The organism is Chryseobacterium sp. KMC2, assembly GCF_016756935.1.
GTDB classification, from domain to species: Bacteria; Bacteroidota; Bacteroidia; order Flavobacteriales; family Weeksellaceae; genus Chryseobacterium; species Chryseobacterium rhizosphaerae.
Genome location: NZ_JAESIT010000009.1, coordinates 87,510 through 101,249, shown reverse-complemented (window position 1 = coordinate 101,249; position 13,740 = coordinate 87,510). Strand labels below are relative to the sequence as shown.

12 protein-coding genes and 1 tRNA gene are annotated in these 13,740 nt (G+C 35.9%); 6 read left to right on the top strand and 7 right to left on the bottom strand.

Annotated features, from left to right (window positions below; translation table 11 throughout):
- Positions 1-181 precede the first annotated feature (181 nt).
- Together JML65_RS12390 and JML65_RS12385 are read right to left on the bottom strand one after the other, a co-directional pair.
- A tRNA-Ser gene (locus JML65_RS12390) sits at positions 182-268 on the bottom strand.
- Positions 269-323: 55 nt separating this feature from the next.
- Positions 324-1,340: an asparaginase gene (locus JML65_RS12385; protein WP_202271038.1), complete on the bottom strand. Its 1,017-nt coding sequence runs from the start codon at positions 1,338-1,340 to the stop codon at positions 324-326.
- 81 nt (positions 1,341-1,421) lie between these two features.
- Here JML65_RS12385 and JML65_RS12380 point away from each other — a divergent pair, with 81 nt between their 5' ends.
- The 3 genes from JML65_RS12380 to JML65_RS12370 are packed head-to-tail and all read left to right on the top strand — an operon-like array spanning position 1,422 to position 3,380.
- A complete protein-coding gene (locus tag JML65_RS12380; protein WP_202271037.1) occupies positions 1,422-2,090 on the top strand; it encodes a TrmH family RNA methyltransferase in 669 nt (222 codons plus the stop codon).
- Positions 2,091-2,094: 4 nt separating this feature from the next.
- Positions 2,095-2,526, top strand: coding sequence for a hypothetical protein (locus tag JML65_RS12375; protein ID WP_123863359.1), 432 nt, complete (start codon positions 2,095-2,097; stop codon positions 2,524-2,526).
- On the top strand, positions 2,526-3,380 hold the full coding sequence (locus JML65_RS12370; RefSeq protein WP_202271036.1) for a hypothetical protein: 855 nt from the start codon (positions 2,526-2,528) through the stop codon (positions 3,378-3,380). The genes JML65_RS12375 and JML65_RS12370 overlap by 1 nt, the downstream gene beginning before the upstream one ends.
- On the opposite strand, the gene JML65_RS12365 is transcribed toward JML65_RS12370, so the two are convergent.
- From JML65_RS12365 to tsaD, 3 genes are read right to left on the bottom strand one after another with little or no spacing between them, the layout of a single operon-like run.
- The gene (locus JML65_RS12365) at positions 3,377-4,072 is read right to left on the bottom strand and encodes an RsmE family RNA methyltransferase (RefSeq protein WP_202271035.1); all 696 of its coding nucleotides are present in this window, start codon (positions 4,070-4,072) and stop codon (positions 3,377-3,379) included. The genes JML65_RS12370 and JML65_RS12365 overlap by 4 nt on opposite strands.
- Positions 4,069-4,464, bottom strand: coding sequence for a hypothetical protein (locus tag JML65_RS12360; RefSeq protein WP_202271034.1), 396 nt, complete (start codon positions 4,462-4,464; stop codon positions 4,069-4,071). The genes JML65_RS12365 and JML65_RS12360 overlap by 4 nt, the downstream gene beginning before the upstream one ends.
- The gene (gene tsaD, locus JML65_RS12355; RefSeq protein WP_047489148.1) at positions 4,461-5,477 is read right to left on the bottom strand and encodes a tRNA (adenosine(37)-N6)-threonylcarbamoyltransferase complex transferase subunit TsaD; all 1,017 of its coding nucleotides are present in this window, start codon (positions 5,475-5,477) and stop codon (positions 4,461-4,463) included. The genes JML65_RS12360 and tsaD overlap by 4 nt, the downstream gene beginning before the upstream one ends.
- 4 nt (positions 5,478-5,481) lie before the next feature.
- On the opposite strand from tsaD, the gene JML65_RS12350 reads away from it, so the two are divergent.
- From JML65_RS12350 to JML65_RS12340, 3 genes are all read left to right on the top strand, one after another.
- On the top strand, positions 5,482-10,272 hold the full coding sequence (locus JML65_RS12350) for a translocation/assembly module TamB (protein ID WP_202271033.1): 4,791 nt from the start codon (positions 5,482-5,484) through the stop codon (positions 10,270-10,272).
- A gap of 134 nt (positions 10,273-10,406) precedes the next feature.
- Complete coding sequence (locus tag JML65_RS12345) at positions 10,407-10,877, top strand: Lrp/AsnC family transcriptional regulator (RefSeq protein WP_202271032.1); 471 nt, start codon at positions 10,407-10,409, stop codon at positions 10,875-10,877.
- Between the two features lie 68 nt (positions 10,878-10,945).
- Complete coding sequence (locus JML65_RS12340) at positions 10,946-11,323, top strand: hypothetical protein (protein ID WP_047489138.1); 378 nt, start codon at positions 10,946-10,948, stop codon at positions 11,321-11,323.
- Positions 11,324-11,360: 37 nt separating this feature from the next.
- Here the strand turns inward: JML65_RS12340 and gwsS are convergent, their stop codons facing one another.
- Together gwsS and JML65_RS12330 are read right to left on the bottom strand one after the other, a co-directional pair.
- Positions 11,361-12,431 (bottom strand): grasp-with-spasm system SPASM domain peptide maturase, encoded by a 1,071-nt coding sequence (gwsS, locus tag JML65_RS12335; RefSeq protein WP_202271031.1) that lies wholly within the window; start codon positions 12,429-12,431, stop codon positions 11,361-11,363.
- A 239-nt stretch (positions 12,432-12,670) separates the two neighbouring features.
- Positions 12,671-13,570 (bottom strand): hypothetical protein, encoded by a 900-nt coding sequence (locus tag JML65_RS12330; RefSeq protein ID WP_202271030.1) that lies wholly within the window; start codon positions 13,568-13,570, stop codon positions 12,671-12,673.
- Positions 13,571-13,740 lie beyond the last annotated feature (170 nt).

Genomic DNA, 13,740 nt, shown 5'->3' with positions numbered 1-13,740 from the left:
AGTAACAAAGAAGAGAGCAGATGGTGTAGAGTACAAATAACCAATTGTAATTTTGAGTATAAATACCTATGCTTTAAGAATATATCAACCGTTGTTTTTATATATGGAAAGTATTTCGGGGTTTGATATATCCCACAAAAAATAAGCCCATGCTGTTTTAGCATGGGCTTATTTTAACTTGCAGAAAGGAAGGGATTCGAACCCTCGATACAGTTACCCGTATACTACCTTTCCAGGGTAGCTCCTTCAACCACTCGGACACCTTTCTTTTTGAGATTGCAAAAATAGAGTATTTTCTTGAATATCCAAATTATTATTGCAATTTAATCTGTAATTTCTCCACAAAGACTCCTTGTGAAGTGATCGGCAAAGCTTCCAGGGTAATTAGGGTTATCAATTAAGTGCATTGCCTTGGTAATGGCTGTTTCAGCTGTCATGTCCCTGCCGCTGATAGCACCTATTCTTGAGAAAATATTACTGTTCTCATACTTTCCAAAGGAGATACCCCCTGAAATACACTGGCTTACCACTACGATTTCTGTTCCATTATTTCTGATTTCCTGAAGGGCTTCCTGGGTTTTTTCACTGCTGAAAATAGTTCCGGAACCAAAAACCTGCAGAATAAGCACTTTCATTTTGGGGATTTCTCTGAAATGGCTCAAGTGCATTCCCGGGAAAATTCTCCAGAATAAAATATCTTCTGAAATATGTTCATCAACATGAAATTCTACTGCCGGATCACATCGGAAAAGGTTGTCTTTAATAATATTTAAATGTACTCCAGATTGTCCTAAAATAGGATAGTTTGGACTTGCATAGGCATCAAAATATTCTGCTGAATATTTCAGTGTTCTGTTTCCTCTTAACAATTTGTATTCAAAATAGACCGCCACTTCCTGGATAACAGCTTCATCATTTTCATATAGGCTGGCGTAATAGAGACTGGTCAAAAGATTTTCCTTAGCATCTGTTCTCAGATCACCAATAGGGAGCTGAGATCCCGTCATGATCACCGGTTTTCTTAATCCTTTTAGCATAAAGCTTAATGCAGATGCCGTATAAGACATGGTATCTGTTCCGTGCAGGATCAGGAAACCGTCAAAGTCATTATAGTTTTTAAGGATGTAATTGGCAATAATTTTCCATTCCTCGGGTCCCATATCTGAAGAGTCCAGCGGTTTGGCGAAAGGATGAACAAAAACCTCACATTCCATGAGCTTCATTTCAGGCATCTTTTCAAATATATTTCCAAAGTCAAAGGCGCGGAGGCTACCGGTTTCATAATCTTTTTCCATACCGATGGTTCCCCCGGTATAGATGAGCAGGACTTTTCGCTTCATGTACTATTTTTAATTAAGAATTTGAGGCAGGTTAAGGTTCATAGCCCAAAATTACGTTAATTTGCAAAGATTTGAAAATGGATGAAAGATTTAGCAGAAACTTTTGAGTATTTAAAACAATTTTTAACAGACGAAAGACTGTCCAAAATTGAACATTTCTCCCAGGAAAGTTCAGATTTTATACTTCCTGTGATGGATGACGTGTATCAGTTCAGAAATGCGGCAGCTATTATAAGGTCCGTAGAAGCCTGTGCTTTTCACAAAGTGATTGCGATGGAGGAGGAGAATGTTTTTAATCCTAACCTTACGGTAACCAAAGGCGCCGAAACCTGGGTAGAGGTTGAAAAAGTCCCAAAGAATATAGCTTCCTTACAAAATATCAAAGACAGAGGGTATAAAATACTGGCAGTATCCCTGGAAAAAAATGCAGTTATGCTTCCTGATTATGAAATTACGGAACCTATAGCACTTGTTTTTGGAACAGAATTGAAAGGTGTTTCTCAGGAAGTAATAGATTTTGCAGATGAAACACTGGCTATTCCTATGTATGGCCTTACCAAAAGTTTCAATGTTTCCGTAGCAGCAGGAATCTGTATGTATGAGCTGAAACAGAAACTGATGAGATCGGGAATTGATTATAAACTGAATGATCAAAAACGTCTGGAAATGAAACTTCGATGGGCTGTGAACTCTATAAAAAGCGGGAAAGAAATTCTGGCAAAGTACCGTAAAGATCATAATATGCAATAGCCTGATGAAAAAATATACCCAATACTTATTCTTTTTTTCACTTATTATGTCTTTGACCAGTCTTGCTATTAAAGAAAAAGGTTATAATGAAATATATCCTTTTGCAAGCTGGAAACTGTTTACTGTACCAAGTGGGGGAGAAGCTTCCGGAGAAAGATATAAACTCTATGGAATCAATCATGGTGATACCATAAGGATTTTAAATACTCCTGTTAAAAGCTATGAAGCCAATGATGAGGAATTTATTGTCAACACCTATGGCGGGAAGATTGACCACAATGAAGATAAAAAGGGAAATATGAAGAAGCTTTTGATTTTTGCCAAAGATACAAGACCTGAATTTCAGGAGTATCTTTTGTATAAAGAAACATACAGCCCCCGTGAGATAGGTGAAAAAAAGATGAAAATTGATAAAAAAATTATTACGAGACTTTAATGAACTACCCTCAGCTTACCGTATTTAATTATAAAACGGTTTATTACGTATTAAGAGTATTCAGTCTATATTGGCTGGCGGTTCAATTTCTGAAGTTTATTGAATTGGAAAATAGGCCAAAAGAAATTTATGATCCTGTTTTTGGGTTCGAAAAAATGATATTTCCTGAGTTTCCCGGGATATATATAGCTACCGGGCTTATTGTTGCCTGTGGGGCATTTATAATAGCTTCTGTTTTTAAACCCTCTTATGTGTTTAATATCATGATCTTTTTATTAATGGCCGTTATAAACCTTCCATTGTCCGCTAACTTTGGAGTTCATCATGACAATCATGTAATCATCCTGGTTTATTTTCTCAGTATTTTTTTACTGCCCAAAAATCTTGAAGATAAAGACTATAAACTGGTACAATATTTCTATCTGGGTGTTTTGATGACCTATACGCTTGCCGGGATGGGTAAGTTTTTAGGGACGGCTAAGAATATCATTAAGCATACCCCCAAACTTACATGGCTGGATAAAAATGCAGCAAAGCTGAATACTTATGATAATTATTGGGCAGCCGATATGGCAATCCCTGATTGGATGAAAGAAATATATGCCTATGAAAACTTTTGGGTAGTATTGACGGTGGTGGGAATTGGCCTTCAGTTCCTTTGCTTTTTAGGAGCCTTTAACAGGAAGTTGCTGACCTTTTTTATGCTGTTTCTTTATATATTCCATACCTACACAGCAAAGTTTGTACTGGCAGATTTTGAGAATACAAACTATTTACTTCTTGTCATTTTCTTCCCGTATCACATCTTACCCCCTCTTTTCAAAAGGGGTGAAGCTAAAGTACTCAACACTTAAATCATTTTATTATAATTCCAGGCGGCAACAAATACACCTGCAGTCTCTGTTCTCAGTCTTTGGTTACCCAGAGATACAGCTTTTATATTGTTTTCGGATAAATATCCGATTTCTCTTTCGGAAAAATCACCTTCAGGGCCTATCAGGAAAGTATAATTTTCAGATGACGGAATCTTGTTAAGGTCAACTCTTTCCAGGTTTTCGTGGCAGTGTGCTACAAAAGTATTTTGAGGATCAATGTTTTTCAGAAAATCAGATAGCTTGATAGAATCATTGATCACAGGAAAATGAAATCTTAGACTTTGTTTTGACGCGGCAATACTCTGTTTTCTGATTTTATCAATATTGATATTTTTACGTTCCGTTTTTTCTGTAATGATGATGCTGATCTCTGAAATCCCCATTTCTACAGCTTTTTCTACGAAAAATTCTATCCTGTCAATATTTTTTGTGGGAGCAATAGCAATATGAAGCTTGGGGTCGAAATCAGACAGGTTTTCTTTGATTTCCAATACCTCAATACCTGCTCTTTTACCTTCTATGATAAGTTTCCCAGAAGCTAAACGCCCTTTTCCATCAGTCACATGAATATCTTCACCCGCTCTCATGCGGAGAACTTTTACAATATGCTGTTGTTCCTCGTCGTTGATGATGACCTTCTGACCTTCTATTTCTCCGTAAAATAGTTTCATATATCCTGCGTTAAGAATGCAACTCCTGTTTTTATTGTAGTGTAAATGTCTGTATCACAGTCACGGTAAGTACAGATGAAAATTTCTTCTTTCCAACTGTTATTGATGAAAATTAAATTCAGGTATTCCTGTTTTCTTAAATTATTTTTAATAGATAAATAATCCCCTTCTTTCGGAGTGTAAGGAAAACTGAAAAGATTCTCTGCATTTATTTTTTCTATGATTTCCTCTTTTACATCCTGAATATATCCTTTTTCAGAACTCGATGGAAGGTAATCTAAAGAATTTCCCGGATCATCATTTTTCCCCGTAATAGTTTCTAATACCCAATAATATTTTGAGTTCTTTTTAGAATGGGTTCCGAGTACTTTTTCTTCTAAGAGTATTTTCATAAATCATATTTTGCTGTTGCTGAAGTTCTCAGGTCTGTAAATTCACCTTTGTCAAACTTCAATTTTGCTACCATAGCAATCATGGCTGCATTGTCTGTTGTATATTCAAATTTTGGAATGTAAATATTCCATCCCAATCTATCCTTATTGTCTTCCATTGCTTTTCGTAATGCAGAATTGGCAGAAACACCGCCTGCAATAGCAACTTCTTTGATGTTGAGGTCTTTAGCAGCTTTCTCAAGCTTATTCATTAGGATCTCAATGATAGATCTTTGTACCGAAGCACAAAGGTCGTTAAGATTTTCTTTAATGAAATCCGGGTTTTTTCGGACTTCTTTCTGGATAAAATATAATACTGATGTTTTAATACCACTGAAAGAATAATTGTATTCTTCTAGTTTGGGTTTATTAAATGTAAAAGCATGAGGATTTCCTTCTTTGGCAAGTCGGTCAATAATAGGACCGGCAGGATAATCCAGATCAAAAATCTTTCCTATTTTATCAAATGCTTCTCCTGCAGCATCATCAATTGTTTTTCCAATGATTTCCATTTCAAAATAATCTTTTACCAGTACAATCATGGTATGACCCCCACTTACGGTAAGACATAGAAAAGGAAAGGCTGGCGGCATAGGATTTGCATCCTCAATAAAATGGGCTAAAATGTGAGCTTGGAGGTGATTTACTTCTATTAAAGGGACATTGAGGCTCATTGCCAAAGATTTAGCAAATGATGTTCCTACAAGAAGTGATCCTAAAAGTCCGGGACCGCGTGTAAATCCTATAGCTGAGATTGCATTTTGTTGTATATTTGCTTTAGTAAAAGATTTTTCAACAACGGGGATAATATTTTGCTGATGAGCTCGTGAAGCTAATTCAGGAACTACACCACCATATTCTTTATGGATGGCCTGGCTTGCGGCAATGTTTGAAAGAATAGAATTCCCCTTGATGATAGCTGCTGAGGTGTCGTCGCAAGACGATTCAATACCTAAAATTATAGAGTCGCTCATAATAATGGCAAAGTTAGAGAATAATAACGAGAATGAGAATAAAAAATCTGTAGCTGAAAACCTAGGGGATCAGGTACAGAAAACTGTTGATAATGTTGAGGAAAAGGTTAGGGAAACAGTAAAAGAAGCCTCTGAACTTGCTTCAGACGCTATTCATCATCCTGTAGAAACAGCTGAAGAATTCGGTAAGCAGGCAATGAAAGACGTCACCAGCTATTCCTGGTGGGCAAAGCTTCTTTTGATTCTTTTCTGGCTGGGAATTGTTGTTGTGGGTGGAATCCTGATAACGATCAATCTTCCGGTCACCAAACAATGGGCGGCCAATCAGGCATTGAAGCTTGTTAACAATGACTTTAAATCCGGTTTTTCTACAGAAAGTGTAGATGTCAATTATTTCGGAAATGTAACTATCAAAGGATTAAAAGTAAAGGATTATAAGGGCCTGAATTTTATTACGGCACGTGAATTTCGAGCCGATTCAGACTGGATATCTCTTGCGGTAAATGCCATTTCAGGGAAAAGCAATTCTTTAAGCTTTAATTCTCTGACCCTCGTGAATGCCGATGTAAAAGTAATTACCTATAAAGGAGACAGTATTTCCAATTTTGTACGGTTTACAGAACTTTTTGATGATGGTAAGAAAAGAGATCCTAAAAAGAAACCTTTTGAGCTGAATTCAAGGATACAGATTATTGATTCTAAAGTTTCCATTGTGAATCAGAATTCTCCGGGAGAACAGGGGAAGTGGCTTACTGCTACAAAATTTAATTTAAAAGCACCGAATCTTAAAGTTAATGGTCCTAATGTATCTGCATTGATCAACAATATGTCATTTGTGACCTCAAGATGGGGGAAATCACATATTGTAGATACTTTTTCAACGGAACTTTCTTTAACCCACCAGTTTTTATCATTAAAAGATTTAACATTAAATACCGATCATACCTTACTTCAGGGGGATATCAAATTTAACCTTCATGATGGTTCATGGTCTGATTTTGCTGATAGAGTTCGATGGGATATGAATATTCAGCAGGGAAGTCAGGTAAGTGGATATGACATCAGCTATTTTGTAACCAACTGGGATAACAGTAAGCCATTCAATATTGCCGGAAAAATGACAGGCCCTTTGAATAAGTTTCATCTTGAAAACTTTCTGATCAGAAATCCTGATGTCAATATTGCAACCCAAACTATGAAAGTTGATAATCTGCTGAAAGGAAATTTTGCTATTGAAACCAAAAACCTTTCTGCTGATTTTACCTATAAGGATTTAAAAGCAATGATGCCTTCATTTATTTCTAAAAAAATGAAAAATTTTGCTGATGATTTTGGAAAACTGAAGTACAATGGAACAGCAAAAGTAACCCCGGAACAGGTTTATGTGGAAAACGGGAATTTACTGACAGGAATTGGGCAGGCTAAAATATCCAAATTATCACTTACAGCGTATAGCAGTACGATGCCGAAATATTCAGGGTATCTTGAGGTAAAAGATCTTAATACTTCTGTTATTACTAAGAATAAAACAGTGGGGCTGATTTCGGGTAAATTTGATCTTAACGGACAAAGCTTCGATGTTAATACCATGCGTCTGACTACTAAATCTCAGATTGCCAGTATTGAAATTATGGATAAGGTGATCAGTAACCTGTATCTTGACGGTTTATTGGATCATAAAAAATACAACGGACTTATTACGGTAAATGATGATCAGGCGAAGGCAACAATCAAGGGACTTATCGATTTCAGCACGTCTAAAGTTGCGATGGATGTCAATGCAGATGTAGGTTATCTGAATATGAATTATTTTACCAACAAACCGGGAAGCCAGATTGTAAGCGGGAAGGTAGATGGTAAAATGTCTATGTCTTCCATTAATGACCTTACCTTAGATGTAAACGCTAATGACCTTCAATTTGCTACTGCAACTCAAAAATATACAATCCCCAATGCCAAAATAAAAACATTTGTTGATGGAGGAGGGCGTGTCATTGATGTAGATGCTCCGGGAGCAGCCACAGGAAAAATCTCTGGAAGATACAGTCTTGCAGATCTTGCCGGAATGGTAGAAAACGGAGTAGGAAAAATATTGGTAGGTCCACCGCCAAGAAAGTTGTACCGTGGGCAGAATTTTGCCTTGAACTTTGATATACAGCAGGGATTGGTTAATTATTTTCTGCCGGATCTGAAACTTCCTCATGGGGCTAAAGTAGAAGGAGAATATGATGGCAATTCCAATAATTTAATTTTAAATCTGGATGCTTCTTCTTTGAAATACATTATGACAAAAGAAGATGAAATTACAGATGCAGATAAGGCTTTAGCGGCCTCAAATCCGGATTATAAGATTAATGACCGTAAAAATATCAGCAAAGACAGTGCTGTAGTGGATAGTGTTAAAGTTCGAATTAATACGGCAGACCTTAATCAGCAATTGTATGCCAAAATAAACAGAGTCATATATAATAAGAATGTCATTAAAGACTTTGAACTTAAAGGTAATAATGAAAACAGCAATACCCTGCATTTATCAACAGTATTTAAGCATGGCAGTCCGGAAGATGAGATTGAAGATAAACTCAAGGAATATGCTATCAACGTTGATCAGTCTACAGATGCTGCCGGAGACTATGTTTTCAGGTTTGAGCCTACTGAAGTTAAATTCAATGAAGTTACCTGGGCAATAGATACCAGTCCTGAGCTTAATCATTCCATTACCTATAGAAAGAAAACCGGCGACTTTGATATCAGAAACCTGAGGGTATATTCTGATAAAAGTGCCTTGTTTATTAAGGAAGCCCAGTTTAAATCGGCTAAAGATTTCTATGTAGATGCTGACATTAATGATTTTGCCATAGAGAAACTTCTGGATATGCAGTCCGGAGGGAATGGTATGGATATAAAAGGTCTTGCTAATGGAAGTGTAAAGATCAAAATGGATAAGAGCACACTCCAGCCTTTGGTAGATCTTAATATTGATGATATTAAAATGAATGGTAATGATATGGGGGATATCTCCATTTCTGCCACCAACGGTTTCTCACTGAATGTTTATGATATTGATGTAAAAGTAAATTCAGCAGGTGTACTTGGAAACAATAGTCTGAATCTGACGGGTACCGTTAATAATAATACTGCTTCGCCGATTATTGACCTGACAGCGGAAATGCGGGATTTTGATCTTTCATTTACCCAACAGTTTGTCCATACGGTTTTTGGAAATTTAAGAGGAAAGGCAACGGGAGATCTTAAAATTAACGGTAAGCTCAATAATCTTGATTATAGTGGGGATATTGCCTTAAAAGATTTTGGATTGAAATTATTGTTCACGGGAGTAGACTATTCATTTGATGATACTGTCATTCAGTTGACCCGGGGACTTGCGATCCTTAACAATATAGAGGTACATGATGGCAGATCGAATTCTAAAGGAAATATTTCCGGAGCGATTCAGTTTGAAACTCTTTCTTCAATGGGGGTCAACCTGGTAATGAGAGCAGACAATCTATTGGTACTGAACAGTACTCAGAAGGATTCTGACTTATTCTGGGGAAGAGTATATGGTCAGGGAGATCTCTATGTGGACGGACCTGTTTCTGGATTGAGTATTACAACCCCTAATATGAAGGCTCTTAACGGAAGTACCTTTACCTTTAATTCCGGCTCTACATCCAATGTGGAAGAGTTTAAAATGCTGAGGTTCCTGAAAGAAGGAAAAGACGGACTGATTACTTTGGAAGAAAAGAAAAAGACCGGGGCTAATATGAATATTGATTTTAACCTGGCTATAGATAAAGGAACCACCGTGAATGTACTTATTGGTGATGATGTAGGAAATATTACCGTAAAAGGAGCGGCTGACCCACTGAAGTTCCAGATGAACAGACAGGGGAATATAGCGATGAACGGGACATATAAAGTAGATAACGGAACTTTTGTTTCGAAAGCTATTCTTAATAAAACGTTCCAGATCGAAAAGAACAGCAGTATCAGATGGGATGGTGATGCTATGAAGCCTACCCTTGATATTACAGCCAATTACATGAGGATGGTTTCCAATGCCGGAGAGTATCTCAGTCTTGGAAAACTTCAGCCTATCAGTATTTTATTACAGGCTAACATCAGCAGGTCTCTGATAGATCCTAAAGTAGATCTTGATGTGACGGCCATGGATGTTTCCAGCCAGGTAAGGGAAACATTAGCCGCGAAAATGAGCCAGGAAGGGGAGAAGGTTCTTCAGTTTGGTTCAGTATTGCTATTGAGTACCTTTAATGTATCCAATACCGGTGGTGTGGAAGTTAATGTTGGAAACGTAGCGGAATCATCCGGATATAATATGCTTCTTAAACAGCTGGGATCTGTTCTGAATACCATGAGTAACGAATTCCAGATTGACCTGAATTATGTAAAAGGGGATCAGAATGCCAATATCGGAGATAGAGCCAATGCAGGAGTAAGTGTAGCTCTTTCACCAAGGGTAAATGTGAAAACAGGATTGGGTATTCCGTTAACAAAAACTGAGGGAACACAGACGAATTATCTCTCCGGAGAGGGATCTATAGAGTACGATCTTTCTAAAAAGAATGACGGTACGCTGGTCCTGAGAGGGTATTCAAAACCTACCAACATTGGTATGGTAAGTACCAACGGTTCTGCTAATCAAGCCTATGGAATGGGAGTTGTATGGAGTAAAAGCTTTAATTCTTTGTTTAAAAAGAAGAAAAAAGATAAAAAACCTTCTGAGGCTAAAAGTGAAATAAAAACAGATTCTATAAAATCAGCAGGGAAATAATCTGAATATTTTAATGATTTTTATCATCCGTGTTAATTATTGTTAATGTTTGATATAATTTTTTTAGTTAAATTATTTTTTATAAATTTGCAAAAAATACATAGATTTTTTAAAGAAATTGTAATTTAACTAATATGAACTATCAACTGGACGAAATAGACAAGAAGATTCTTGATTTCTTAGTAGAAAACACAAGAATGCCTTTTACAGAAATTGCAAAGCAGATGGATGTTTCTGCTGGAACAATTCACGTAAGAGTGAAAAAGATGGAAGATGCAGGTATTATTTTGGGATCATCTCTTAATATTGATTATGGTAAACTAGATTATCATTTCACTGCTTTCATCGGGATACTTTTGACAAAATCAAACCGTACTCAGGAAGTACTGAAAGAATTGTCAATAATTCCTAACGTAATTGAAGCTAGCGTTATTTCAGGAAAATATAATATTTTCTGTAAAGTAAGAGCTAAGAACACCGAAGATGCAAAAAGAATTATCTACCAGATAGATGATATTCAGGATGTAATGAGAACAGAAAGTATGATCTCTATGGAAGAGTACTTGAGTGACAAAAACAGACTGATCAACGCGATCTCAATCTAATTCAAATTTTAAACGAATTATTATAAAAGAACTTATGAAATCTCTCATAAGTTCTTTATTTTTGTACTATGGAAGAATACAGCTATTTTGATGAAGATCCGAAGAAGGGATGGGGATTTGTACTGGCATTTGCTGCCCTGATGTTATTTACGATTATGGGACTTGGAATTGATGTGGATGAATACTTACAGCATGAATACCTTGAAATTCCAAGATGGTACTTTTACGTTATCTTTTCCATTGATCTGTTTATGATGATCGGATTGGTATTGATGTTCTTCTACAGAAAAGTGGGGATCTTTATGTTCCCGGCACTGCTGGTGCTGCATTTCTTTATGCACAATTATTACCTGTCTACTTTCTTATATACCGATGTTACCAATCTTTTCCTTTTTACAGGATTTGGAATGCTGGCTATTATCCCGAAATGGAAATTTTTCAGATAACAGATACTTTGTATTGGGTGAGAGTGGAAGAGGTTTTTTACAGCGCTCTATACTGTTGAATGGCCTTTGATTTTAATGGGTTTTGGGTCCATTCTTCCCATTCTCCGGAATAAGGGTTATACCCACACTTCAAAGGTTTTGATATATCCAGTCCATCTTTGTTTATATGAGTCAGCTCTGTATACGCTCTACAGTCTGTACAGATATTCCTGAACTCACAATCTTTGCAGGTTTCTATATGATCTTTGGTGAGATTCCAGTATTTTTTAAATCCTGGCTGCTTTAAAACTTCTTCAAGGCTGTTGTGGTTAATATTACCATAGATTTCCGGCATTAAAGGACAGTTTTTAATATTACCGTTGATATCAATTCCGATTTTTTTGTGTAAACATGAATTATGATTGATAGCTTCAAGAACTTTTGGAAGATTGGTATTGAAATATTTTAGATCTACTTTTCCGCAGGAAGATATCTTTACATCCTGTTGTATGAAATTGACGGTAAATCTAAGCCTATTGTTTACTTTAAAAGATGAAGAGGCGGAATTGTAGAATACAAGGTTGTGAATTCTGGAAACCTTTTCACTCAGTTCTTCAAGATAATGATGATCGAGCTGGTGATGATGTGATGAGAAAATCTCAATATTCTCTAAAGAGGTGTTTGTAAACAACTGGTCAATCTTCAGAAGCTCATCAAAAGAAAATTGACTTGTAGAGAAAATAACAAGATGTCTGATTCCCAGATTTTCGATCGAATGTTTTACTTGATGCAGAATATCTACATTCCCGAGCTCTATAAAAATATTAGAAACTGTACTGTACTCGTTGTATTCATAAGATAATGGAGAAAAATTATGATCCCAGTCGTTTTCAGTGATGAAGCCATATTCTTTTTCAAGCAGTAGATCTACATATTCATGTACAATCTCTCTGGACTCCTGATCATAATTTCTGAGGATATGGTCAATAGGATGGGCTTTAAGTTCTTGTATAAGCTCATACAGCTCCAGCGGATACAGTTCTGACGTGTTTCTTTGTAAATCCGACACCAGGATTCTTCTTGCCCCTTTTGTGATAAAAATAGTGCTGAATAGATTGAAGTATTTCATGTTAGTCGTATGAGGAATTTATTGGATTTCAGTTTTACATCGTAGTATATGACTTTTCTCTCTTTTTATTTTTTACAACTTTCACATATTTATAGATAAGAAAGAGAAGGTATTTTTCTTTTGTTTTAATTCAAAGCACTTCTGCTTCTTCGTGAATACTATGAAGCTTTTATCCATCCTGAACCACCACTTTATGACCTCGGTTGTGGTAATCTCTTTATTTTGAGAAATAATCAGAATCATTTTTCCGTTTTATTATAATCTTTAATAATAGCATTTCCGTGTTTCATACTTGGCAATCCTATGCTTTTTCGGTTACGATTGATAGCTGCAGAATCTTTTACAGGATTTTGTCCTACATATATGTAATAAGGAGTATCTTTTTTAAGGACATACAGATAATATCGGTCTATCATAGCAGCATAATCCCGGGGAGGGCATTCACCTGATTTTACATATTCTAATATTTTGGTTTTGAAATATTGGTGATATTCGCCATAATTAGCTATATGAAGCAACAACGAACCTGAAGGTATTAAAAAATCACCATTCCATAAACCTATTTTCTGTAGACTGGGAAATCCCTCATTCTCAAACATCCACTTCAGCATTTCAGCATTTTTTTTGTCATTTTTGAACAAATCTTCATAGTTTGAATCTTTACGACTACCCTGATCACGCTTAAATGCAACGGTGAATGAATCTATCATTTTTTTATTAAGGCCTTTCTCCCATTGTGAAATTTCTTTTTCCATTTCCCGCCTGTCTATGCCATAGTTTTGATAGAGTTGAATAAAGCTTGCATCTTTATTTTTATATTTCCAATTAGGAGCAACCAAAGGGATTAGTTTATAGAGGCTTTTTTTTCCACCAAAGTTTTTATGTTGCTGATCGGCAAGCCTGATGTAGGTTTCATATTCCTGAATACGGTCCTGGTTTTTTGGGGAATATTTTTTGAATAGCTTTTTATATTGTCTGATAACTGTTAAAGTATCCTTCTGGAAACGGTAAATGCTGTCTATGTCATTCACCTTGTTATAATAGGTGATATAATTTAAATTTCTGTTCTTGCATGCAGAAAGAATTAAAAAAATAATAATTAAGATACATGAAGAATAGCTCTTAATATATTTTACCATAGATTATACAGATTAATGTTTAGGGTTGAATACAAATGAAATTGAGCACTTTTTTTCAGCTCGCAATATTGAATTTAAAAATAATTTAAAATATTCTATAATATTCTATAATATTCTATAATAACCGGGTAAGAGACTTTATGGGCATTTCCCTCAAAAGATAATCTGTT

Coding starts and splice junctions, on each gene's coding strand:
- gwsS (WP_202271031.1), bottom strand. CDS start 12,431: ATGAAATACTTCAATCTATTCAGCACTATTTTTATCACAAAAGGGGCA.
- JML65_RS12350 (WP_202271033.1), top strand. CDS start 5,482: ATGGCAAAGTTAGAGAATAATAACGAGAATGAGAATAAAAAATCTGTA.
- JML65_RS12330 (WP_202271030.1), bottom strand. CDS start 13,570: ATGGTAAAATATATTAAGAGCTATTCTTCATGTATCTTAATTATTATT.
- JML65_RS12340 (WP_047489138.1), top strand. CDS start 10,946: ATGGAAGAATACAGCTATTTTGATGAAGATCCGAAGAAGGGATGGGGA.
- tsaD (WP_047489148.1), bottom strand. CDS start 5,477: ATGAGCGACTCTATAATTTTAGGTATTGAATCGTCTTGCGACGACACC.
- JML65_RS12345 (WP_202271032.1), top strand. CDS start 10,407: ATGAACTATCAACTGGACGAAATAGACAAGAAGATTCTTGATTTCTTA.
- JML65_RS12380 (WP_202271037.1), top strand. CDS start 1,422: ATGAAAGATTTAGCAGAAACTTTTGAGTATTTAAAACAATTTTTAACA.
- JML65_RS12360 (WP_202271034.1), bottom strand. CDS start 4,464: ATGAAAATACTCTTAGAAGAAAAAGTACTCGGAACCCATTCTAAAAAG.
- JML65_RS12370 (WP_202271036.1), top strand. CDS start 2,526: ATGAACTACCCTCAGCTTACCGTATTTAATTATAAAACGGTTTATTAC.
- JML65_RS12385 (WP_202271038.1), bottom strand. CDS start 1,340: ATGAAGCGAAAAGTCCTGCTCATCTATACCGGGGGAACCATCGGTATG.
- JML65_RS12375 (WP_123863359.1), top strand. CDS start 2,095: ATGAAAAAATATACCCAATACTTATTCTTTTTTTCACTTATTATGTCT.
- JML65_RS12365 (WP_202271035.1), bottom strand. CDS start 4,072: ATGAAACTATTTTACGGAGAAATAGAAGGTCAGAAGGTCATCATCAAC.